Here is a 22,565-nt window from a genome sequence, read left to right on the forward strand (position 1 = left end):
GTGCCGCATGACCGCTTCCGCCAAAAAGCTCTACAAGGGCGTCTTCCCGGTCGCGCCGACCATCTTCGACGCTGACGGCCGCCTCGATCTCGAGGGCCAGAAGCGCGCGATCGACTTCATGATCGATGCCGGCTCGCACGGCATCTGCATCCTCGCCAATTTCTCCGAGCAGTTCGTGCTGACCGATGACGAGCGCGATCTGGTGATGACCACGGTGCTGGATCATGTCGCCGGCCGCGTGCCGATCATCGTCACCACGACGCATTTCTCGACCTTTGTCTGCGCCGAGCGCTCGCGCCGCGCGCAGGAGAAGGGCGCGGCCATGGTCATGGTGATGCCGCCCTATCACGGCGCCACCTTCCGCGTGCCTGATAGCTCGATCTACGAGTTCTATCGCGGCGTGTCGGACGCGATCTCGATCCCGATCATGGTGCAGGACGCGCCGGTCGCCGGCACGCCGCTATCGGTGCCGTTCTTGGCGCGCATGGCCAAGGAGATCGAGAACCTCGCTTATTTCAAGATCGAGGTGCCGCGCGCGGCCGACAAGTTGCGCGCGCTGATCGAGGCAGGCGGCACGGCGATCGAAGGTCCGTGGGACGGCGAGGAGGCAATCACCCTGATGGCCGATCTCGACGCGGGCGCCACCGGCGCGATGACCGGCGGCGGCTATCCCGACGGCATTCGCAAGATCATCGATCCGTATTTCGCGGGCGACCGCGAGGCCGCGGCGGCGGCCTATGAGCGCTGGCTGCCGCTGATCAACTACGAGAACCGGCAGTGCGGGCTTGCCACCTGCAAGATACTGATGAAGGCGGGCGGCGTGATCCGCCACGACACGCTGCGAGCGCCGCAGCCGCCAATTCATCCGGCGACCCAGAAGGGACTGATCGAGATCGCGCGCCGGCTCGACCCAGTCGTGCTGCGCTGGGGACGCTCGAGATGAGCGAGCTTCGTGTCGCCATCGTTGGCTTCGGCAAGATCGCCAGGGATCAGCACGTGCCGGCGATCGCCGCCACCGAGGGCGTGACGTTGACGGCAGTGGCGAGTCGCAATGCCTCGCTGCCCGGCCTGCCGCATTTCGGCACGATCGAAGAGCTGCTGCGCGACGGACCCGAGATCGACGCGGTCGCGCTGTGCACCCCGCCGCAGGTGCGCCGTGCGCAGGCGCTCGCCGCGCTGGAAGCCGGCAAGCATGTGATGCTGGAGAAGCCGCCGGGCGCCGCCGTCAGCGAGCTCGATCCGCTGGTCGCGCTTGCCGCCGCGAAGCGGCGCACGCTGTTCGCGACCTGGCATTCACGTTACGCGCCCGCCGTCGAGCCGGCGCGCGCGTGGCTGTCTTCCCGCCAGATTCGCAGCGTGCGGATTGACTGGAAGGAGGACGTGCGCGTCTGGCATCCGGGGCAGGGCTGGATCTGGGAGCCGGGCGGGTTAGGGGTGTTCGATCCCGGAATCAACGCGCTGTCGATCCTGACCCGCATTCTGCCAGAGCCGGTGTTCGTGACCGAGGCGGAACTGTCGTTCCCGTCCAACCGCCAGGCTCCGATCGCGGCCAACCTGTCACTGTCGACGGCGAGCGACCTGCCGATCGCGGCCGAGTTCGACTTCCGCCAGACCGGGCCGCAGCGCTGGGACATCCGGATCGAGACCGACGCAGGCCGGTTGAAGCTGTCGCTGGGCGGCGCGCGGATGACCGCGGACGACCAGCCGATGGTCGACGAAAGGGAGCGGGAGTATCCCGGCCTCTACCGTCGCTTCGTCGAACTCACAAGGACCGGTGCGAGCGACGTCGATCTGACGCCGCTGCGGCTGGTGGCTGACGCTTTCCTGCTCGGTCGCCGCCACGTCGTCGAGCCGTTCGAGGACTGACGCCATGGCGGAGCAGGCACGGATCACCCGGGATGTCTTCGGCACGCTGCCGGACGGCCGCGAGGTCGAGCGCGTCACCTTGCGTGGCGCTCACGGTTTCGAGGCGCGGATCATCACTTACGGCGCGGCGCTGCAGGCGCTGCTGGTGCCGGATGCGCAGGGCCGCGTCGACGACGTCGTGCTCGGCCACGACGACCTGCTGAGCTACCTCAAGCTCCGGAAATTTTTCGGTGCAACGGTCGGACGCTACGCCAACCGCATTGCCAAGGCGCGCTTTTCGCTCGACGGTCAGGACCTGCGCCTCGACGCCAATAATGGTGCGCATGCATTGCATGGCGGCCCCGACGGCTTCGACCGCAAGCTCTGGCAGATCGTCGCCACCGAAGGCGGCGCCCAGCCCTCGGTCACGATGCTCTATGTCAGTCCCGACGGCGAGGCCAACTATCCGGGGCGGCTCGACGTCCGTGTCACCTATCAGCTGGCGGGACCGACGGAGTTGGCCGTCAGCTTCAGCGCCCGGACGACCCGGACGACGGTTGTCAACCTGACCAACCACAGCTTCTTCAATCTCGACGGCCTGGCCGCCGGCACCGGCATTCTCGATCATCGTTTGACAGTCGAAGCCGACCACTATCTCGCGATCGACGAGACTGCGATCCCGCTGGCGGGGCCGCCGCATTCCGTCGTGGGGACGCCGTTCGATTTCCGCGACGCGCATCCCATTGGTGCGCGCATCCGTGCCGACGATGCGCAGATCAAATGTGGCCGCGGCTATGATCATAATTTCTGTCTGCGCGACGGCTCTGGCGTGCGTTTCGCGGCCCGGCTCGAGTCGCCGCGCTCCGGGCGGATCATGGAGTTGCTCACCGATCAGCCTGGCTTGCAGGTCTATTCAGGCAACTATCTTGACGCGACCGTGAGCGGCAAGGGGCGTGTCTATCGTCAATCCGACGCGCTCTGCCTGGAGCCGCAGGTCTGGCCTGACAGTCCGAACCGTCCGGATTTTCCAAGCGCGCGTCTTGCGCCCGTCGACGTCTATGAGCACGAGACCGTGTATCGCTTCTCAACCGCGGGAGCGCCCAGATGATCGAGCAGGTGCCGACCACGATCCTCTGCGACGAGCGCTGCCATCTCGGCGAGGGGCCGACCTACGATCCCCACACCGACACCGCCTGGTGGTTCGACATTCGGGAGGGCCTGCTGTTCGAGGCCAAGATCGGCAGCGGCGAAGTCCGCCGCCACGGGCTCGGCAGGATGGCGAGCGCGCTCGGCCGCATCGATGCCGACAGGCAGCTGATCGTGGCCGAGGACGGACTCTACATCCGCAGAGTCGCCGACGGCGCGCTGTCGCTGCATCTGCCGCTCGAAGCCGACAATCCGGCGACGCGGTCGAACGATTCGCGGGTCCATCCCTCCGGCACGTTCTGGATCGGCACCATGGGCCGCAACGCCGAGTGCGGCCTGGGCTCGATCTATGCGCTGCATCGCGGCGAGATCATCCGGTTGTTCCCCAACGTCACCATTCCCAACGCGATCTGCTTCTCGCCGGATGGCGCGATCGGCTATTTCGCCGATACGGATGAGAACGTCCTCTACCGTGTCGCGCTCGACCCGGAGACGGGCCTGCCGCGCGGCGAGCCGGAGGTGCTGCTGCGCCATGCCGGTGTCGGTGGGCTCGATGGCGCCGTCGTCGATGCCGAGGGACGGATCTGGAACGCACGCTGGGGCGGCGGTTGTGTCGACGTCTACAGCCCGCAGGGCGAGCATCTGCGCAGCATCGCGGTTCCGGCCAGCCAGGCGAGCTGCCCGGCGTTCGTCGGTCCCGATCTGTCGCGCCTGCTGGTGACGTCGGCCTGGCAGGACATGGACGAGGCGGCCAAGGCGGCCGACCCCGGCCATGGCCAGACTTTCCTTCTTGACGTCGGCGCTCACGGTCGCGCCGAGCCCGACGTCAAGCTGTCGATCTGAGAGGAGGAACAATCAGTCAAGCGTCGTTCAGCCTAACAGCTAACTGGTATCAAGATACGCAATCGGGTATCTCTTGTCAAAATTCGAAAATCCAAAGGGAGTGAAGACATGTCGAGAATGAAGACCATCATGGCCGCCGCGCTGGCCGGCCTCGGCGCGATGGCGCTGTCCAGCGCCGCACTGGCCCAGAGCAAGGGGACCGTCGGCATCGCGATGCCGACCAAATCCTCGGCGCGCTGGATCGACGACGGCAACAACATCGTGAAGGTGCTGAAGGAGCGCGGCTACACCACCGACCTGCAATATGCCGAGGACGATATTCCGAACCAGCTCTCGCAGATCGAGAACATGGTGACCAAGGGCGCCAAGGTGCTGGTGATCGCCGCGATCGACGGCACCACGCTGTCGGACGTGCTGAAGCAGGCCAAGGCCAAGGGCATCACCGTGATCGCCTATGACCGCCTGATCCGCGACACGCCGAACCTCGACTACTACGCGACCTTCGACAACTTCCAGGTCGGCGTGCTGCAGGCGCAGTCGATCGTGGACAAGCTCGGGCTGAAGGACGGCAAGGGACCGTTCAACATCGAGCTGTTCGGCGGCTCGCCGGACGACAACAACGCCTACTTCTTCTACAATGGCGCGATGTCGGTGCTGCAGCCCTATCTCGACTCCGGCAAGCTCGTGGTCGCCTCCGGCCAGAAGGGCATGGACAAGGTTGCGACCCTGCGCTGGGACGGTGCCACCGCCCAGGCCCGCATGGACAACCTGCTCAGCGCCTATTACGGCAACAAGCGTGTCGATGCGGTGCTGTCACCCTATGACGGTCTCTCGATCGGCATCATCTCGTCCTTGAAGGGCGTCGGCTATGGCAGCGGCAACCAGCCGATGCCGGTCATCTCCGGCCAGGACGCCGAGGTGCCGTCGGTCAAGGCGATCCTGCGCGGCGACCAGTACTCGACCATCTTCAAGGACACCCGCGACCTCGCCAAGGTGACCGCCGACATGGTCGATGCTTCGCTGAGCGGCAAGGAAGTGAAGGTCAACGACACCAAGACCTACAACAACGGCGTCAAGGTCGTCCCGGCCTATCTGCTCAAGCCGGTCGTGGTCGACAAGAGCAACTGGGAGAAGGTCCTGATCGAAGGCGGCTACTACAAAAAGTCGCAGGTCGAGTGATCTCATGGCCGGCGAGCGCGGCCATGCGCTCGCCGGCTCCTCTTATCTCAACGACTTCAAGTGTTGCGGGATACAGCGCGATGACGGCAATCCTCGAGATGCGCAGCGTCAGCAAGAGCTTCGTGGGCGTGCAGGCGCTCCGCGACGTCAGCTTTACGGTCGCGGCGGGCGAGATCCACGCCCTCGTCGGCGAGAATGGCGCCGGCAAGTCGACCCTGATGAAGGTGCTGAGCGGCGTCTATCCCTACGGCCGCTATGAGGGCCAGATCATTTTCGAAGGCGAGGAGCGGCACTTCCGTGACATCAACGATTCCGAGGCGCTCGGCATCATCATTATCCACCAGGAGCTCGCGCTGATTCCGCTGATGTCGATCGCCGAGAACATCTTCCTGTCGCATGCGCCGTCACGCTTTGGCGTCATCGATCGCGACGAGGTCTACCGGCGCACCCAGCAATTGCTGGCTCAGGTGGGATTGAAGGAATCGCCGGATACGCTGATCACCGATCTCGGCGTCGGCAAGCAGCAATTGGTCGAGATCGCCAAGGCGCTGTCCAAGCGTGTCAAGCTCTTGATCCTGGACGAGCCGACGGCGAGCCTGAACGAGGCCGACAGTCAGGCGCTGCTCGACCGCCTCGTCGCCTTCCGCGAGCAGGGCATCTCGTCGATCCTGATCACGCACAAGCTGAACGAGGTGGCCCGCGTCGCCGATCGCATCACGGTGCTGCGCGACGGGCGCAGCGTCGACAGCATCGATTGCCGCGCCGAGCCGGTCCTGGAGGACCGGATCATCAAGAGCATGGTCAATCGCGACATGGCGCACCGCTTCCCCGAGCGGCAGCCGAAGATCGGCGAGCCCGTGTTCACGGTCGAGAACTGGTCGGTCTACCATCCGCAGCATACCGACCGCCAGGTAATCAAGAACGTCGATTTCCAGGTGCGCCGCGGCGAGATCGTCGGCATCGCCGGCCTGATGGGCGCGGGGCGCACCGAATTCGCCATGAGCCTGTTCGGCCGCTCCTGGGGCGTCAACATCACGGGCCGCGCCCGCCTCGAAGGCCACGACGTCACTCTCAACAGCGTACCGGCCGCGATCGACGCCGGCCTCGCCTATGTCACCGAGGACCGCAAGCAGCTCGGCCTGATCCTGGCCGACGACGTGCGCAAGAACATCACGCTGGCGAGCCTCGCGCAGGTCGCGCCGAAGGGCGTGATCGACGACATCGCCGAGCTCAAGGCGGCGTCCGGCTACCGCGGCCGGATGCGGATCCGCTGCTCCGACGTCTATCAGGAGGCCGGCCAGCTCTCCGGCGGCAACCAGCAGAAGGTCGTGCTGTCAAAATGGCTGATGACCGATCCCAAGGTCTTGATCCTCGACGAGCCGACGCGGGGCATCGACGTTGGCGCAAAGTATGAGATTTACTGTATCATCCAGGAGCTCGCGGATGCCGGCCGGGGTGTTGTCGTGATCTCATCGGAGATGCCGGAGCTGCTCGGAATCTGCGACCGCATCTGCGTGATGAATGACGGCGCCTTCGTCGGCGAGTTCGCCGGGCCGGAGGCGACGCAGGAAAAGATCATGCGCGCCATCATGCGCAACGAAACCATCAAGAACCAGGAGACGGCCGCGTAAGCGGTCGGGAGGACGCCAGCAATGACCGACAAGACGGTTTCGCTCCCGGAGGAGAAGTCGCATAGCGGCTTCCTGAAGAACAATCTGCGCAGCTACGGCATGCTGCTGTCGCTGTTCGTGATCATGCTGTTCTTCCAGTTCATGACCGACGGCACCCTGCTGCAGCCGCTCAACCTCACCAACCTGGTGCTGCAGAACAGCTACATCGTCATCATGGCGCTGGGCATGCTGCTGGTGATCGTGACCGGGCACATCGATTTGTCGGTCGGCTCGGTTGCGGGCTTCGTCGGCGCCGTCGCCGCCGTGCTGATGGTGCGCTATCACGTCGACTTCCCGCTCGCGATCATCGCCTGCCTGATCGTCGGCGCCGCGATCGGCGCCGCGCAGGGTTATTGGGTGGCCTATTTCGGCATTCCGTCGTTCATCGTCACCTTGGCGGGCATGCTGGTGTTCAAGGGCCTGGCGCTGGCGCTGCTGCAGGGGCAATCGGTCGGGCCGTTCCCGGGTACGTTCCAGAAGCTGTCGTCCGGCTTCATCCCTGAGTTCATGCCGAGCGCGGCGCATCTTTATCCCACGTCGCTCGCGATCGGCGCGGTGCTGACGCTCATTCTGGTCTATGCCAGCGTCAAGGGCCGTGCGCGCGAGGTGGAGCACGGCATCGAGGTCGAGCCGTTCGGCTTCTTCGCTGCCAAGAACGTCGTGCTGGCCGGCGCACTGATGTATTTCACCTATCTGATCGCCTCGCATCGCGGCCTGCCCAACGTGCTGGTCATCATGACGGCGCTGATCGCGCTCTACGGCTTCATGACGCGCCGCACCGTGGTCGGCCGGCAGATCTATGCGGTCGGCGGCAACGCCAAGGCCGCCAAGCTGTCGGGCATCAAGACCGAGCGGCTCGTGTTCATGACCTTCGTCAACATGGGTGTGCTGGCGGCGCTGGCCGGCCTGATCTTCGCCGCCCGGCTCAACACCGCGACGCCGAAGGCCGGCCTCGGCTTCGAGCTCGACGTCATCGCGGCCTGCTTCATCGGCGGTGCCTCGGCCTATGGCGGCGTCGGACGGGTCGGCGGCGCTGTCATCGGCGCCATGATCATGGGCGTGATGAACAACGGCATGTCCATTCTCGGCGTCGGCATCGACTATCAGCAGGTCATCAAGGGCCTGGTGCTGCTCGGCGCCGTCTGCATCGACGTCTACAACCAGCGCCGCTGAGTTCGGCGCGCAGCTCCCGGTGACGCTGTAACGACCTAGGGTAGGCAAAGCGGCGCCTGCCCACCACGTCTCGCGACCCGCGTGAAAGCGGTGGGCACGCGGCATTCGCGTCGCGAATGCGGCTTTGCCCACCCTGCGCATTCACAGAACTACACCACGTGGAAATTCGACACGCTGTCATTGGCGAGCTGAGCGACGAGCTGCAGCTCCCAGTCGATATAGGCCTGCATCGCTTCGGCGGCGTTGTCGGTGCCCTCATAGGGACGCTTGTAGACGTCGTCGGCAAGCGAGATCCATGAGGACCGATCGCTCTCCAGCACATGCCCGGCAGCCGTCCAGGCGCGCGTGCCGCCGGTGAGCACGCGCAGCTCACGCGTCGTCGCGGCACGTGCATCCGCAAGCGCAAACGCGGCTTCGCTGCCGTCGTTGCTGGTCAGCACGATCGGACCGTCGCCGGGCAGCTTGGCGAGATCATCCGCAAAGCGCGACGCCAGCACGAAATGTGCGCCCGGAATGTGTCCGGCCTTGTAGCTCGGACTGCGCGTGAGATCGACGATCGTCCACGCAGCGGGATCGGCCGCGAGTTGCTCGGCGCTGATTGCCGCGTCGCCAAGCTGCGGCAGCGGCGGTCGGCGTGCGGCGCGGATTTCCGTCTCGGTCGCTCCAACGACATCCGGTCCCACGACCGCCACGTCCCAGCCCATCTGCTTCAGCCATGACGCCGTCATGCGCGCGCGCACGCCGTCATCGTCGAACAGCACCAGACGGGCGCCGCGCACGCCCACCCACTCGTCGGTCGCCTGCACCAGCTGGCCGCCCGGTGCCGACACGAAGCCGGCCGGATGGCCGGCGGCATGTTCCTCGGGCGTGCGGACGTCGAGGCAATACAGCGTGCGCGCCCCGGCCTCGGCCTGATGGCGCGCGAATGTCGCGGCATCGAGCACGCCGACGCCGACGCGCTCGGCCCAGGCCTTGGCATCAGCCAGCGCGGTCGCGTAGCTCGTCCGTGGCCGCTCCAGGACGCGCGCGGTCTTGCCGCGCTCGACCTGATGGCCGGCAAGTGTCCAGCCGATCGTGCCGTTGCGCAACGCATAGATCTTGTTCGGCAGCCCGGCATTGATCAGCGACTGCGTGCCGATGATCGAGCGCGTGCGTCCGGCGCAGTTGACGATGATCGTGGTGTCGGGCGACGGCGCGACCTCGCGCGCCCGAAACGCCAGCTCGCCGCCGGGGACGCTGACCCCGCGCGGGATGCTCATGGTGCGATATTCCTCGAAGCGGCGGGCGTCGAGCACGACCAGATTCGACTCGCGCTCGATCAGCGCCTTGGCGTCGTCGGCCGACAGCGACGGCGTGTGCCGGATGGCCTCGACCAATTCGCCGAACGCCTTGCTCGGCACGTTGACGTCCCGGAACACCTCGCCATGGCGCGCATAGCCCGACAGCCCGCCAGCGAGCATCGCGACGTCGGTGTAGCCCAGTGCATGAATGCGCGGCACCGCGCGGGCGGCATAGCCTTCGCCATCATCATAAACGACGACGGCTACATTCAGACGCGGCACGAGATCGAGGATGCGCAGCTCGATCTGCGACAGTGGCAGCGACACCGCGAAGAACGGATGCGACAGCGAATATGGGCCTTCCTCGCGGACGTCGAGCAGTGCCACCTCCTCGCCGGCGCGCCAGCGCCGCCGCAACTCGGTCGGTGTGATGATGCGGAAACCGTCAGGCGGCGGTGCGGTCGGGCCAGAGGTTGGGGACGGTGTCATTCGAATATCCGGAAATGAAGTCTCGGGCGGCGCCGGTCTCCGCATCATACACCGCGCGGCGGATGCGGCCGATATTGCCGCCATAGACGTGGATGCTGATCGAGGAGCGGTCCGCCAGACCGTTGGAGATCGCGTGGATGTCGCCAATGTGTGGCGATACCGCGGCCGTTTGTCCAGCCCGCAGCCGCTCCGGCGCAGCCTCGCGCAACGTGCCGTCCGGCTGCCGCGCATAGCTGACCGAGAGTTCCTCGCCGCGCAGCACGCCGACGAGGCCCCAGACGCGATGGTCGTGCACCGGCGTGCCCTGGCCGAGGCCCCACACGAAGCTCACGATGGAGAACCGATCGAGCGGATCGGCATACAGCAGATATTGTCGGTAGCGGCCGCCGTCGGCGACCGCAAAGGCCTGAGGCAGCCAGTCGTCATGCGCGACCAGCTCCTTCAGTTTCGGTGCGAGCGCGGCGAGCAGCTCCGGCTCGTTTGTCGTGCTTGCGACGAGGCGTGCCGTATCGGCGACGAAGTCGCGGAAGCGCGCAATGTCAGTCATGTCGGGCTCGTGTCGTATCGAGGCGGGAGGCCGCCGATGGGCGGCGCGATGGGCGAGGGATCTGATCCCACTCAGACGTGAGGGCCGAGCATCGCGATGTAGAACAGGTCCTCATTGGACAACTCGGCGGCCGGGCGCCGGGTGAGGATGTCGTGCGCTTTGAGACGGCTGTCAGCGCGCCCTTGCGGCAGCAAATGACCGAGCCAGCCTCCGAACCATGAGACGTAGCGCATGAGAGCCTCCGCGCGGATTGATCACGTCCTTGATATCACGCCTCGACCGGCATCGAACAGAGCCCGGCACGGCTCCGCATCACTTTGGCAGATCATGCCTGCTGAAGCACCTCGCCGGCAAATTCCTTTTCCGCATCGTACGCGTCGCGCTGCTCTGCTTCTCCATCGGTCGCATCTGCGCCGGCATTCCGGCCCGTCAGGCTTTCGTGCCAATGGGTGCGGAATGCCATCCATGATGCGTGATCCTGGAAGGCAACCTCGGCGAACCACTCGACCGTGACGGCGCCGCTCGGCCAGTAGCGTTCCTGGTCATGCCAGCACACGACAGGCCAGCGCGGATTGCGGTAGGAGCGGCCGGTCTCATCATGCAGCGATGGCCGGCCGAGATGATCGATCAGCCATGACATCACCTCGGGCAGGAACGTGGCGGCAAACGACACGCCATGGCGGCCGAGCCGCTGCGGCATGCGCATGACGCGCTGATCAATGATGGCGAAGGCCGGCGGCACCGCGCCGACATTGAACTGGCGGATCATCAGCAGGCGGAAGCCGCATTCGCAGAGCTCGGCAGGCACGGCATGGATTGCCGTCGGCTGAAGTGGAGCCGCGATGTTCATACCAGTGCTCCCTGCGCCTGTCCGAGCGCGAGGTCGATGGCCTGCTGCAACGCTGTGCGCGTCGGCACATCGCTGCGTTTCAGATAGGCGGTCAGAACGCGTGCCATCCCTGTCTCCCGTCGGCATCTGCACGTTGCTGGTCGCAGCCTGCGCAGATCGCCTTGCGTGGAGACGGACATTCGACCCGAATCCGACGCGACGAAAATCAACAATCCCCGACATTGCTGCCGGTCAGGGAGGGTAGATCAAATTTCGTGCCAGATGCGGCGATCAGTGGAGACGATGGCCGTCGGCGTCGTGTTCCGGCGTCGCGAGCTGCGCGATCGGGCTGGATTGGTGGTGGATCATCCGCCAGGCGCCGTCGATGCGCGCGAAGTGATTGGCCGCTGCGAGCGCCGCGCCGTCGACCAGCTCGATGCAGAGCACGTGGCCATGATCGCCGTCGACGATCGCGTGCGGGTCCGCGCAGACGATGTTCGGCCGGCCGGGGTTGGCGAGGATGTCGCGCCAGCTGCCGATCACGGCGGCGCGGCCGACGATCGCCGGCCAGCCCGGATGAATGCAGGAGATGCCGTCGCGATCGGCCCAGAGGGCAACGAGTGCCGCGAAATCGCCGGCCGTGAAGGCAGCATAGAAGGCCGCATTGGCGGCCAGGATCTCGCGCTCGTCGCTCATTGTGATGGCGTGAGCCAAGCCGGTGCGAAAATCAAGCAATGTTTGGAAACGCACATCCCCTGGTGCGCAAAAACTTGCAAGCTTCTTGCAGGACCCGGTCGAGACGCGATCGCAACGCATCAGCCGAGGTCCTGCCATGCTCGAAACGGCCATTGTCGGAGGTGGATTGTGCGGAATGGCACTCGCGCGCAGCCTGCAGCAGCGCGGCAGCACGTTCGCTTTGTTCGAAGCCCGACATCGCCTGGGCGGACGTGTGCTGTCGGTCAGGAGCAAGGCGGGGCTTGCGCTGGACCTCGGCCCGACCTGGTTCTGGCCGGACACCCAGCCGCTGCTGACCGGCCTGATCGCGGAGCTCGGCCTGTCCGACTTTGCCCAGCACGATGACGGCACGGTTCTTCATCTGAAGGAGGCGGACAAGTCGGCCGAGCAGATCGGCGGGCCGCCGGTCCACCAGGGCGCGCGCCGGCTCTCCGGCGGCATGACGAAGCTGGTCGAGGCGCTGGCGCGTGATCTGCCGCAGCCCTTCATCCATCTCGGCCATGAGCTGGTGCGCATCGTCGATTGCGGCACGCATGTGCGGCTGATCTTTGCCACATCAACGGAATCGGTCGCGATCGAGGCCAAGCGCGCCGTGCTCGCGCTGCCGCCGCGGCTGCTGATCGATCACGTCGGCTTCTTTCCCGAGCTGGACGACGCGACCTTCGATGCGATGCGCGGTGCCGAGACCTGGATGGCGGCGCAGGCCAAGGTCGTGATCGCCTACGACCAGGCGCATTGGCGCGACCAGGGCCGGTCCGGCAATGCGTTCGTCAGCCACGAGCAGGCCGTGATCGGCGAGATCTTCGACGCCTGCGATGCCGGCGGCGACCGTGCTGCGCTCGGCGGCTTCCTCGCCTTCTCGCCCGATCTGCGCGCGACCTTCAGTGTCGGGCTGCCGCTGCTGATGGACAGCCAGATGGTGCAGCTGTTCGGCTCCGCGCTGGAAGGCGGCGAGCAGCACTATCAGGACTGGGCGGCCGAGCGCTTCACCTGCAGCGCATTGGATCGCACCACGCCGCGCGGCGAGCACAGCGAGATCGCCAATCCGATGCTGCGGCGGGCGCTATGGGACGGGCGGCTGCACCTCGGTGGCGCCGAGACCGCAAGCCACGCGGCCGGCTATCTCGAAGGTGCCCTGAACGCCGCCAAGCGCATCGAGCGTGCGATGGCCCGGAGCATGGGCGAGATCGCCGGGCCGCGGCCGGCCGTGGCGATCGGCGACGGGCTGTCGGGCAACGCAGCGAGCCTCGCCTGGTTCGGCGCCTGGGTCGCCGCGCAGCGTGATGCCGCGTTCGACGATTATCGGCAGCGGCTCAACCGCAGCCTCGCTACGCAGCAGCGCGAGCAACTGACCCAGCTCGCTGTTCTTGGAGCCACCGAGGGGGTGTTCGCGGCGGCGCTGCAGGTGCTGGACGCACTGACCTTCGACATGCGCGACGTCGCCGTCGAACGCGGGCGCTCCGCCCTGATGCCGGAGATCCAGAAACCGTTCCGCGATGTCATGCAGTCGCTGCTCGACGATGCCATAGCCTTCAATCGCACCTCCTGCGCGCTGTCGAACTTTCCGTTCGAGCACAAGCCGTCGAAGGACTACGTGCAGACGATCCTGCGCGACATCGCCGCCGCCTGGCAGGAGTTCTCGCTCGCCGCCAACCGCCTGCTGCTGGCAAAGTCGGGAGACGTGACGCGCACGCCGACGAGAATGTCGTCGTGAGTCCGACAGCGTCGAGGTGCGACCGATGAAGCTGCAGATCGAACGTCCGACCATCCTGGCGATGGCGGTGGCCTTCCCGCGTCTGGCCTCGTTGACGGAGCAGCTGCGTTTCGGCGACAAGGTCGAGGTCAATATGGCGCAACTCGCGACCGCCGAGCTCGACTTCCTGCGCGACAGCTACCAGAAGGCCGGTCCCGAATGGCACGCCCGTGCGGCGCAGATCGCCACCCTGCAGCGCGCCTTTGCCGATTCCGGCGCCCGGTTCTCCGAGCACGAACTGGAATCGGTGCTGCCGGCGATTGCGCGCTACCTGATCTCGGACGCCATCCGCGGCTGGATGTTCACGGCCAACGTCGCCAGCCGGCCGCTGCCCTATGTCGTGACGCGACTCGACTACAGCGCACCGTCGAATGACGAGGCCGGCCGCGTCTTCATCGAGCTCAAGGCCAACGCCAAGGGCGCGATCACCACGTCCACCCTGCGCATCTCCGCCGGCGACATCGTCGGCAGGACGGTCGCCGAAATCTTCGCCGCCAAGGGCTTCCTCAAGGAAACACCCGAGCTGATATCCGCCTATGACGAGACGGCCGAGCGCTATTTCGCCTGGCGCGGCCGCTACGGAGCGCAGTTCTCCGGCCGCGGCATCGGCTTCTTCGCCGATGATCCGAACTCCTCGCATCGCGACATGGACTGGTCGCGCAAGGACGTGATCGTGCTGTCGTCTGGCGGCGGCAGCGCGCGGCTCGTCAACGACGAAGGCATTCTCACCGAGCGGGCGCTGACGCTCGAGGTCACGGGCGACATACTCGGGCAGTACCTGCGCAAGGCTGCCAAGAGCAATCTCTATGACGCCGAGCAGGAGGTCGAAGAATCCAGGGCGGCGATCCCGAAGGGCATCTTCTGCCGCATTCCCGTCCATCCCTATATGCTGATGTTCCATCTCGACCTGCACCATTATCTCTGGGTGCATGCCGACGACATGGTGCCCTACGCCTATCAGCCCGAGCTCAAGCAGAAGCTGGTGCTGCCGGAGGAGCAGACCGACCTGATCGACATCCTCACTGCCGAGATGGACCTCTTGATGGACGACATCGTCGCCGGCAAGTCCGGCGGCACCACCGTGCTGTGCGCGGGGCCGCCCGGCGTCGGCAAGACGCTGACGGCGGAGGTCTACGCCGAGATCATCGGCCGGCCGCTGTACCGCGTGCATTCCGGTCAGCTCGGGCTGAACGTCGCGGCGATGGAGAGTGCGCTGAAGGATGCGCTGACGCGCGCGCAGCGCTGGGGCGCGGTCATGCTGATCGACGAGGCCGACGTCTACATCAAGCGGCGCGAGGACGACATGACGATGAATGCCGTCGTCGGCGTATTCCTGCGTGTGCTGGAATATTTCAACGGGCTCTTGTTCCTGACCACCAATCGCATCGACGACATCGATGAAGCGATCGTGTCGCGCTGCATCGCGCTGATCAGGTTCCAGGCGCCGGACGCGCAAGCGCGCGGCCGGATCTGGCGGGTGATGTGCGCGCAGTTCGGCTTGAACGTCGATGCCGGCTTGGTGGAGCTGCTGGTGGACACGTTCCCAGGCGCGTCAGGCCGCGACATCAAGGGGCTGGCCAAGCTGGTCGCCAAATATTGCCACCACAAGAGCGTCCGCCCGACCATCGAGGTCTTCCGCCGCTGCGCCATCTTCCGCGGCATCGATCTTGGCGACCACGAGCTGCTGCCGGAGGCCGCGGAGTAGATCGGCTACAACTGGCTGGCCTGCCCCAAGGTCGCCGGATTATACCCTTCCTCGCGCAGCACCCGCTGCACGACCGGGCGCGCGAGCATGCGGCGGTAGTGCGCGAGCAGGTTGGCCGGCAGCGCAATGCCGGTCTTGTCGGCCCAGAACTCGACATAGAACAGGATCGGATCGGCGACCGAGAATTCGCCGCCGAGATAGGACTGCCCGTCGAGCATCTTGTTCAGGATGGCAAAGCCCTTCACGACGATGTTGCGGCCGAGCGCGCGCACCGACTCCTGGTCGGCCTCGTTGCGGCTGAAGGTCGGCGTGGCGAAGATGCGCGCGAAGCCGTGGCCATGCACCGTTCCGGCAATGTAGCTCATGGCTTCGAGCAGCCGCGTTTCGGTCTCGATATCCGAAGGCCACAATCTGGCGCGCGGCCTGGAGCGGCCGAGCCAATAGGCAATCGCCGGCACCTCCGTCAGCACGCTGCCGTCGCTGCGCACCAGCGCCGGAATCGTCGATTTCGGGTTGATGGCCACATAGTCCGGTTTGAAATTGTCGCCGGCCGGCAGGTTGACGATATGGGCCTCGAACACCTCCTCAAGCTCTTCGAGAATGATGTGGATGCCGGTCGAGCACGATCCCGGCGTCATGTAGAATTTCATCGCGGCCATCATTGTCTCCAAGCCGACATCGCGCGTGTCTTCGATGCCTACGGCATGCTTCATGCAAGGATCGGGACAGATCGAGACTGATGCGCCGTGGCTCGACACGTCGGGCTGCTGCCGTCGGGTTTGCGACAGGAGACGTCATCGCGGTCCCGTAGCTCCGTCGCGCCGGTCAGGGAGCGCCGCGCATGACGGAACGTGAGCCGGAAATCTTCGTGATCTGTCCGACCGCCGGCATCGCGCCGGGTGAAGCCAAGGCGTTCAGCCTGTCGCGGATCGGCGACAATGGCGAGGCGCGGCCGTTTCCTATCGTGATCATCCACACTGTGTCCGGTGGCTTTGTGGGCTATGTCAACTGCTGCCCACACGAGGGCAAATGGCTGAACATCGGTAGCGGCCAGTTCTTCAATAAGGATCGGACGCTGCTGCGCTGCGGACGGCATGGCGCAACGTTCGAGATCGACACCGGGCTGTGCAACGCCGGTGCCTGCGCAGGGCAGAGCCTGGAGCCGATTGCGCTCGCTGTCATCGACGGCGAGGTCTGCCTGTGCGGCGTCGCGCTGGTGGAAGATATTCCCGATCCGTTCGACGACCTCGACGAGACCATGGAGATCATGATCCACCCGGATTGACGGATGGGATTTCCAACGTCATTGCGAGGAGCGAAGCGACGAAGCAATCCAGAATCCTACCTGAGCCCTGGATTGCTTCGCTTCGCTCGCAATGACACTCACTACGTGATGTCGTTCGGCGGACCCTCAGAACCCATCCGCCTTCTTGCCCCACGGATGGGTGCCGGATACAAGCTGTGCCTTGATGCCGGCCTTGTCGACATCGGCCCGGGTTCTGAAAAAGGTCGCCTCGTGCACCAGCGTGCCGTTCTTGGTCGTCACCGCGACATAGCGCGCGACAGTGTCGATGTCGCACAGATATCCGCCGCCGGGATCGGCGGCGCTGCGCAGGTTGCCATCCCAGTCCACGAAGAATCCTTCACTCATCTCTTTCTCCAACCTCGTTCAGTCAGGTCTCGGGCTGATCGGCGACGAGCTGCGCATAGGCGCTCTCGACGATGGCCCAGCAATGCAGCAGGCGCTGATGCTCGGCCTTGCCGATGCTCACCGTCTCGCCATGATCGTCGGCCGCAGCCGTCGCCGCCTGCAGCGCATCGAACAGCGCCTTCTCAAGCTGGTAGATGCGCTCGCTGGCGCGTTCCAGATAAGGAATGGGATTGGCGCGGACATTGGCCTCGTGCAGCGCATCGAGGCTGAGCAGCGTCCGGAAGCGGCGCTCGACCTGGCGCTGCTGCATGCCGAAATCGTGCTCGATGACGGTCACGGCCGGACCTCGGGCGCGGGCGCCTTTGAAGCCGCCGCCTTGGCCGCATTCCGCAGCAGGTTCAGGCATTCGAGCGAAGCGGCCATGTCGAGCGCGGAAAAGCCGTCGAGCGTCTCGGTGCGGATGTCCGCGCCCTTGGCCAGGAGATGCGCGACCACATCGGCCTTGCCGGAGGAGGACGCATACATCAGCGCTGTCGCACCATTGTCGTTGCTGTTGTCGAGATCGATGCCGGCCTCGACCAGCGCGTCGATGGCGTCGAGATGCCGGCCGACGCAGGCGAGCCACAGCGCGTTATTGCCGTCCGCGTTCCTGGCGGCGACGTCGGCGCCGGCAGAGAGCAGCTCGCGGATAACGACGACATTGCCGAGATGTGCCGCCTTCATCAGCGGCGTGGTCCGATTGGCGATGATGGCGTCGACGTCGTCAGCGGGAAAGCCCTGGGCGGCGAGCCACGCCGCCAGGGCCGGACTGACGTTCGCCGCGCCGCTCCGCGCGGGACAACGCTGGCGCCACGCCTCATAGCCGCCGTCGAGGCTATAGACCTCAGTGAAGCCGAAATCGGAGAAGGTCTGCGCGTAGTCCTGGCTGGCATTGCCGTGATAGCAGTAGATCAGGATCGGCGCGCGCCTGCTCGTGCCGGCGATCATCTCGGCGAGATTGCGCTGGGTGAGATGCCGCGCGCCGGCCATATGCGCGGTGTCGAACGAGGCGGTGTCGCGGACGTCGAAGCGCAGCACATCGTCGCGCTGCAGCAGCTCGGCTGCGTGGTCGACATCGATGCGCTGAAACGGAATACGCGGTCTCATGGCAGGACTCCCGCTTCATTGCGCGTTCGGCCGGGATAGGCCGCCAGCGTCGTGATGCGATCATCGGTCAGGGGACGGCCGACCGTGAAGTGATAGAGCACCTGGAACTGCTCTCCGACCACGCCGAGCATCTCGTGCACGGAGTCGTCGAAGAAGCAGCCGATGCCGGTGCCGCGCAGGCCCGCCGCCTCGGCTTCGAGGTAGAGCACGTGGCCGATCAGGCCAGCCTCCCAATGCAGTTGCCGATAGCGCCACGGATGGTCGCTGACGGCCGGCGTGAACTCGGCGAGCATCGCCATCGCAAAGCAGCCGTCGCCCGCGATCGCCTGGTGACAGCTAGCGGTGCGGATCACGCCGCGGCTGTCGGTCGGCAGCAGCCGGAACAACGGCAGATGATCAGGCACGCGCTCGACCGGCTGCCAGTCGAAGTCGGGACGCAGCGCGCGCCGCAGGCTGGTCTCCGCCTCGCTGCCGCGCGGCAGCGCATAGAGCCCGGGCGTGAGCCCCTCGACGCGATGGACGAATAGCAGCGGATGCAGCCGCGACGCGAACGGCCAGATGGTCCATGGCGGCGTAGCGCGCGGCAGCAGCGCGTCGAGAAGGTGAAGCAACGTTGCGAGATCCATCGTGAACCTGGCGTCGAAGCGTTGCGCGCTGCGACGACCGAGAATGAGCTCGGCCGCGCGCGCCTGTGATTGCCGCGTCAGCGGCGGGCACCGCCACGGAATGGAGATCGCATCCTGCGCCGCGCCGGCCGTGGCCGCGCTCACCTCGGGGATGATGGGCCAGCGGTAGAGCGGATGGCGATCGAGCCGGTTCGCCTGACCTTTCCACGTGTCGTCGATCGTGGCGAGTGATGGCAAACCGGCGGGCGACCGCGAGCTCGCATCGCGCGGCGCGATCGCGAGCAGCACATCGGCATTCTCGGTCTCGACGCCGGCGAAATCATCCGCGCGATCGAGTCCCATCAGCGCCGCGAGCCTCGCGCTGTCGATGCCGTCGATCACGCGCGCGTACCAGCCGAGCGCAGCGGCGGCGTAGCTGACGGCGCCGATCGCATGTCCGAGGTCGAGCTGGCAGTAGCGGAACGCGCGCTCGCCATATTTCCACGCCTCGCGCCAATGGATCGAGGACAGCGCGAGCCATAGCCGCGGCTCGCCATGCGATGGCCTGCCGCGGCGGCAACGTTGCTCCAGCACGTGATCGCGGCTGACATAGTGATGAAGACCGTCGCTGAGCCCTGTCACATTCTCCGCGATGACATAGGCCTCGGTCGGATGCAGATTGCCGCTGGAGGGATTGCAGCGCAGCGCCCAGCGGTCAGGGCCGTACTCCTTCCAGGCCGCCAGCCCGAACGACAATTCCAGCAGCAGCGCGACGCCGTCGATCGTCAACGGCTGGACCGGCGCCGTGGCGTCGCAGGCATCGGCGAAGCTCACGGCGAGACGGTCCGAGGTCAGCGGCAGATCGGTGCGCGGGCTGCCGGCGAACTCGCGGAACGGATTGGGCTGCGCGTCCCAGTCCAGCGTCTCCGGCCCCGCCGCATAGCGCTTGAGGCTGTGCTTGGTGCGGGCGTGATAGGCCAACGCGATGTCGGCGGCGGCTGGAACGTCCGCCGTGCCGGACTGTGACACGGACATGCTTCCTCACAAGGCGCGACCTGCGCGTTCGCGCATGTTGGACGGTCGCTTGGTGACTGCGTCAGGCGGAGCAAAAAACGTTCCGAACAGCCGCAACTGCCTCCCCGTCGTCATGAGCCCGTTGGGCGCAGGCCCGGAATCCATAACCACGGCTGGTGGATATGGATTCCGGGCTTGCCGCTGCGCGTCGCCCCGGAATGACGCGCCGACACAGCGTGTCCGATTCTGAACAGCGCGATCAGAACTGTCCGCTTCTCGACATATCAATGCCGGTGCGTGGTGCCCGATGCGCTGTCGTCGATCAGCACGGCGACCTTGGCCGCGATCGACAGCCACGCCCGATGCGCGGCGACCTTGTGGCCGAGCCTGAAGCCGTCGGCCATGCGGGCCGCGAACGCAGGCCCGTCGGTCCCATGCTGTTGCGCGATGATCCACGCGGTCTGCCACAGATCGGTCTCGGTCGTCACGGTGCTAGAGATCCAGCACCAGCCGGTCGCCCTTGCCGCGCGATACGCAGGGCAGGAAGTAGCCTTCGGCGCGTTGCGCCGCCGACAGGCGCTTGTCGCGATGGTCGACCTCGCCCTCGACGACCCTGGTCTTGCAGGTGCCGCATAGGCCCTGTTCGCAGGAGGTCGCGATCTTGACGCCGTTCTCCTCGAGAAACGCGGTCACGGTCTTGTCGCCGGGGATCTTGAAGGTCGCGCCGGTGCTCTTGATGGTGACGTCGAACACCTTGTCGAGCAGTGCCGCGGCCGCCTTCGCGGTGAAGCGCTCGACATGGATGCGCTCCTCGGCAAAGCCCTTCTGCTTGGCCAGCGCGACGATCGGATCCATCCACCAGTCGACGCCGCAGATGAACAGCTGGGTGTCGTCGGGCCGGTCGGCCAGCAGCTCGGCGGCCTTCAGCAGCTGATTGTCCTCGGTGGCTTCCTTGTAGTATGTCGTATCTTCGGTGAAGGCCGAGGCCTCGATGGTGCTACGGAACGAATCCGGCGACATCAGCGCGAACACGTAGTGCAGCTCGAACGGGATGTTCTTCGCCTTCAGCGTGTCCGCGATCGACAGGATCGGCGTGACGCCGATGCCGCGCGCCACGAGCAGCGCCTGCTTGGTGTCCTTCGGGATCTTGAAGCGGTTGCGTGGGCGGCTCACCTGCAGCTTGTCGCCTTCGTTGATATCGAGATGCAGCGCCTTGGAGCCGCCGCGGCTGTTGGCATCCTTCCACACGCCGATGCAGTAGCGATTGCGTTCGGCGGCGCTGTTCAGCAGCGAATATTGCCGTGTGAGCCCGTTGGGAAGGGTGACGTCGATATGGCTGCCGGGGGTGAAGCCCGGCAGCGGCCGATCGTCCGCCGGGACAAGTTCGAATGACGCCATGTTGTGCGCCTCGATGGCCTTCCTGGCCACGACGACGGTGTGCAGGCTGTCGGACATCTGACAACTCCATCTTGCGAACCGGCTCATGAGAGGCCGATGCAAGGGGAGGGCCAAGCGGCGTTCGCCGCGGGGCGCGGCGGCTTTTCCGCTTGTGCACGCTGCGACGAGCGCAAGGTCCTGGAGCGCTGGGCCAAGGCGCGCGGCATCAACGCCGGAGACATGACCTGCGTCGCCGCTGCGGGGCGGCGGCGCCGGTCGTCCGTGCCGATGTCAATGGGCGTCGATCGCGTCCGCCTTGGCGCCGCCGGCGACGGAGTAGCGCATCGGCACCTTGCGGGTCTTCAGAAAGGCTTCCAGCGTCTCGCCGCGAAACGCGGCATAGACCTCCGGGTTGGAGACGCCGATCACGGCGGCCATCTTCTCCAGCACGAAGAAGCTGACGCCGCGTCGGATCATCTCGATCCAGCGGCGGTTCTTGATGAGCTCGCGCTCCTCGTCCGTGAGACGGTGCTCGTCCGCCAGTGCGTCGAATTCCGCAACGAATCTCTTGCGATGCGCGGGGATGACGAGCCGGTGCAGGAAGTCGTTGATGCGGAAATTGGCCTGGCTGCGGCCATGGGTGAACGGGTAGGTGCCGGTCAGCATCTCCGCGCCCGCGAGTTCATGGCCGATGTGTGCGCGATAGGCCGCGACCTCCTGCGGGTCGGGCGCGCCGCCGAGATCCTCGAACACCAGCGTGGCGATGTTGGTCACCGACGGCGCGTAGGTCTGTTTGTGCACGAGCCTCACACTGTCCGAGAGCGCACCGCGCATGATCAGCCACATGATGACCTCGGCGCCTTCCATGCCGCCCGTGACCGCGTAGTCGGCGATGCGCATCGCCGTCAGCTGCTCCGGGTCGTTCTCCAGCAGATCGAGGAATTCGTTGTCCCAGTCTTCGTTGAGAAAGCCGGCGCGCTCGCCGTGAACCTGGTGCGACAGCCCGCCGGTGGCGAAGATGGCGACCTTCAGGTCTTCCGGATAGCTCTCGATCGCCTTGCGCAGGGTCTTGCCGAGCTTCCACATCCGCTTCGCATTGGGAATCGGCAATTGCAGCACGCCGACTTGCAGCGGCACCACCATGCCCGGCCACGGGCCGCTGGCATCGCCCATCATCGACAGCGGCGACAACAGGCCGTGATCGACCGGCTTGCCCTGGAAGAACGACATGTCGAACTCGTCCGCCATCATCGCCATCGCGATGTGCTGCGACAGGCCGAGGTGGCCCTTCGCCGGCGGCACGTCGCGCGGTCCGCCGCCTTCGTCGGCGGCGATATAGCGGTCGTCAATGCCGAGCGCGAAGGCGGAGTAGTGATCGAAGAAGAACGAGGTGATGTGATCATTGTAGATCATGAACAGGACGTCGATGTCCTTCTGCTTCACCCAGTCGCGCACGACCGCGAAGCCGTCGAAGATCGGCTTCCAGGCCGGGTCGTTCTGCTTGTTGGTGTCGAGTGCGAAGCCGATGGTGGGCGAGTGCGAGGCGCCGATGCCGCCGATGATCCGGGCCAAGTGTCC

Annotated in this window: 23 protein-coding genes; 10 read left to right on the forward strand and 13 right to left on the reverse strand. The window is 65.9% G+C overall.

Annotated elements, in window-relative coordinates; all coding sequences use genetic code 11:
• Positions 1-7: 7 nt before the first annotated feature.
• The 7 genes from QX121_RS09385 to mmsB all read left to right on the forward strand — a co-directional run bounded on the left by QX121_RS09385 (position 8) and on the right by mmsB (position 7,856).
• Positions 8-943: a dihydrodipicolinate synthase family protein gene (locus tag QX121_RS09385; RefSeq protein WP_315811757.1), complete on the forward strand. Its 936-nt coding sequence runs from the start codon at positions 8-10 to the stop codon at positions 941-943.
• Entirely contained in the window at positions 940-1,866 is a 927-nt protein-coding gene (locus tag QX121_RS09390) for a Gfo/Idh/MocA family oxidoreductase (protein WP_315811758.1), read from the forward strand. Before QX121_RS09385 ends, QX121_RS09390 begins: the two co-directional genes overlap by 4 nt.
• A gap of 4 nt (positions 1,867-1,870) precedes the next feature.
• The gene (locus QX121_RS09395) at positions 1,871-2,953 is read left to right on the forward strand and encodes an aldose epimerase family protein (RefSeq protein WP_315811759.1); all 1,083 of its coding nucleotides are present in this window, start codon (positions 1,871-1,873) and stop codon (positions 2,951-2,953) included.
• On the forward strand, positions 2,950-3,834 hold the full coding sequence (locus tag QX121_RS09400; protein ID WP_315811760.1) for an SMP-30/gluconolactonase/LRE family protein: 885 nt from the start codon (positions 2,950-2,952) through the stop codon (positions 3,832-3,834). Before QX121_RS09395 ends, QX121_RS09400 begins: the two co-directional genes overlap by 4 nt.
• A gap of 108 nt (positions 3,835-3,942) precedes the next feature.
• The gene (gene chvE, locus QX121_RS09405; protein WP_315796773.1) at positions 3,943-5,013 is read left to right on the forward strand and encodes a multiple monosaccharide ABC transporter substrate-binding protein; all 1,071 of its coding nucleotides are present in this window, start codon (positions 3,943-3,945) and stop codon (positions 5,011-5,013) included.
• A gap of 80 nt (positions 5,014-5,093) precedes the next feature.
• The gene (gene mmsA / locus QX121_RS09410; protein ID WP_315811761.1) at positions 5,094-6,644 is read left to right on the forward strand and encodes a multiple monosaccharide ABC transporter ATP-binding protein; all 1,551 of its coding nucleotides are present in this window, start codon (positions 5,094-5,096) and stop codon (positions 6,642-6,644) included.
• Positions 6,645-6,665: 21 nt separating this feature from the next.
• Positions 6,666-7,856: a multiple monosaccharide ABC transporter permease gene (mmsB, locus tag QX121_RS09415; protein WP_315738458.1), complete on the forward strand. Its 1,191-nt coding sequence runs from the start codon at positions 6,666-6,668 to the stop codon at positions 7,854-7,856.
• Between the two features lie 149 nt (positions 7,857-8,005).
• On the opposite strand, the gene QX121_RS09420 is transcribed toward mmsB, so the two are convergent.
• The 5 genes from QX121_RS09420 to QX121_RS09440 all read right to left on the reverse strand — a co-directional run bounded on the left by QX121_RS09420 (position 8,006) and on the right by QX121_RS09440 (position 11,697).
• Positions 8,006-9,625: a rhodanese-like domain-containing protein gene (locus QX121_RS09420; RefSeq protein WP_315811762.1), complete on the reverse strand. Its 1,620-nt coding sequence runs from the start codon at positions 9,623-9,625 to the stop codon at positions 8,006-8,008.
• Positions 9,582-10,172: a cysteine dioxygenase gene (locus tag QX121_RS09425; protein WP_315811763.1), complete on the reverse strand. Its 591-nt coding sequence runs from the start codon at positions 10,170-10,172 to the stop codon at positions 9,582-9,584. The genes QX121_RS09420 and QX121_RS09425 overlap by 44 nt, the downstream gene beginning before the upstream one ends.
• 71 nt (positions 10,173-10,243) lie before the next feature.
• Positions 10,244-10,405: a hypothetical protein gene (locus QX121_RS09430; RefSeq protein WP_315738455.1), complete on the reverse strand. Its 162-nt coding sequence runs from the start codon at positions 10,403-10,405 to the stop codon at positions 10,244-10,246.
• Positions 10,406-10,497: 92 nt separating this feature from the next.
• Positions 10,498-11,016, reverse strand: a complete 519-nt coding sequence (locus QX121_RS09435; RefSeq protein ID WP_315811845.1) for a hypothetical protein — start codon at positions 11,014-11,016, stop codon at positions 10,498-10,500.
• Positions 11,017-11,292: 276 nt separating this feature from the next.
• A complete protein-coding gene (locus tag QX121_RS09440) occupies positions 11,293-11,697 on the reverse strand; it encodes a nuclear transport factor 2 family protein (RefSeq protein WP_315755459.1) in 405 nt (134 codons plus the stop codon).
• A gap of 136 nt (positions 11,698-11,833) precedes the next feature.
• On the opposite strand from QX121_RS09440, the gene QX121_RS09445 reads away from it, so the two are divergent.
• On the forward strand, positions 11,834-13,450 hold the full coding sequence (locus QX121_RS09445; protein ID WP_315811764.1) for a flavin monoamine oxidase family protein: 1,617 nt from the start codon (positions 11,834-11,836) through the stop codon (positions 13,448-13,450).
• A gap of 25 nt (positions 13,451-13,475) precedes the next feature.
• Positions 13,476-15,194 (forward strand): ATP-binding protein, encoded by a 1,719-nt coding sequence (locus QX121_RS09450; protein ID WP_315811765.1) that lies wholly within the window; start codon positions 13,476-13,478, stop codon positions 15,192-15,194.
• A gap of 5 nt (positions 15,195-15,199) precedes the next feature.
• Here QX121_RS09450 and QX121_RS09455 read toward each other — a convergent pair whose 3' ends face one another.
• The gene (locus QX121_RS09455) at positions 15,200-15,844 is read right to left on the reverse strand and encodes a glutathione S-transferase family protein (RefSeq protein ID WP_315776256.1); all 645 of its coding nucleotides are present in this window, start codon (positions 15,842-15,844) and stop codon (positions 15,200-15,202) included.
• Positions 15,845-16,035: 191 nt separating this feature from the next.
• Here QX121_RS09455 and QX121_RS09460 point away from each other — a divergent pair, with 191 nt between their 5' ends.
• Positions 16,036-16,479 (forward strand): Rieske (2Fe-2S) protein, encoded by a 444-nt coding sequence (locus QX121_RS09460; protein ID WP_315776077.1) that lies wholly within the window; start codon positions 16,036-16,038, stop codon positions 16,477-16,479.
• A gap of 126 nt (positions 16,480-16,605) precedes the next feature.
• Here QX121_RS09460 and QX121_RS09465 read toward each other — a convergent pair whose 3' ends face one another.
• From QX121_RS09465 to QX121_RS09495, 7 genes are all read right to left on the reverse strand, one after another.
• Positions 16,606-16,845 carry a hypothetical protein gene (locus QX121_RS09465; protein ID WP_315738450.1) on the reverse strand — a complete coding sequence of 80 codons (240 nt, stop codon included), beginning with the start codon at positions 16,843-16,845 and terminating at the stop codon, positions 16,606-16,608.
• Between the two features lie 22 nt (positions 16,846-16,867).
• On the reverse strand, positions 16,868-17,182 hold the full coding sequence (locus tag QX121_RS09470; protein ID WP_315776078.1) for a hypothetical protein: 315 nt from the start codon (positions 17,180-17,182) through the stop codon (positions 16,868-16,870).
• On the reverse strand, positions 17,179-17,922 hold the full coding sequence (locus QX121_RS09475; RefSeq protein WP_315776257.1) for an ankyrin repeat domain-containing protein: 744 nt from the start codon (positions 17,920-17,922) through the stop codon (positions 17,179-17,181). Before QX121_RS09475 ends, QX121_RS09470 begins: the two co-directional genes overlap by 4 nt.
• A gap of 65 nt (positions 17,923-17,987) precedes the next feature.
• Complete coding sequence (locus tag QX121_RS09480) at positions 17,988-19,631, reverse strand: nitroreductase family protein (RefSeq protein WP_315811766.1); 1,644 nt, start codon at positions 19,629-19,631, stop codon at positions 17,988-17,990.
• Positions 19,632-19,894: 263 nt separating this feature from the next.
• Positions 19,895-20,098: a hypothetical protein gene (locus tag QX121_RS09485; protein ID WP_315776080.1), complete on the reverse strand. Its 204-nt coding sequence runs from the start codon at positions 20,096-20,098 to the stop codon at positions 19,895-19,897.
• Between the two features lie 4 nt (positions 20,099-20,102).
• The gene (locus QX121_RS09490) at positions 20,103-21,065 is read right to left on the reverse strand and encodes a PDR/VanB family oxidoreductase (RefSeq protein ID WP_315811767.1); all 963 of its coding nucleotides are present in this window, start codon (positions 21,063-21,065) and stop codon (positions 20,103-20,105) included.
• Between the two features lie 213 nt (positions 21,066-21,278).
• Positions 21,279-22,559 carry a gallate dioxygenase gene (locus QX121_RS09495; RefSeq protein ID WP_315811768.1) on the reverse strand — a complete coding sequence of 427 codons (1,281 nt, stop codon included), beginning with the start codon at positions 22,557-22,559 and terminating at the stop codon, positions 21,279-21,281.
• Between the last annotated feature and the right edge of the window lie 6 nt (positions 22,560-22,565).

The organism is Bradyrhizobium sp. SZCCHNR2028 (assembly GCF_032380995.1).
In the GTDB taxonomy this organism is placed as follows: domain Bacteria; phylum Pseudomonadota; class Alphaproteobacteria; order Rhizobiales; family Xanthobacteraceae; genus Bradyrhizobium.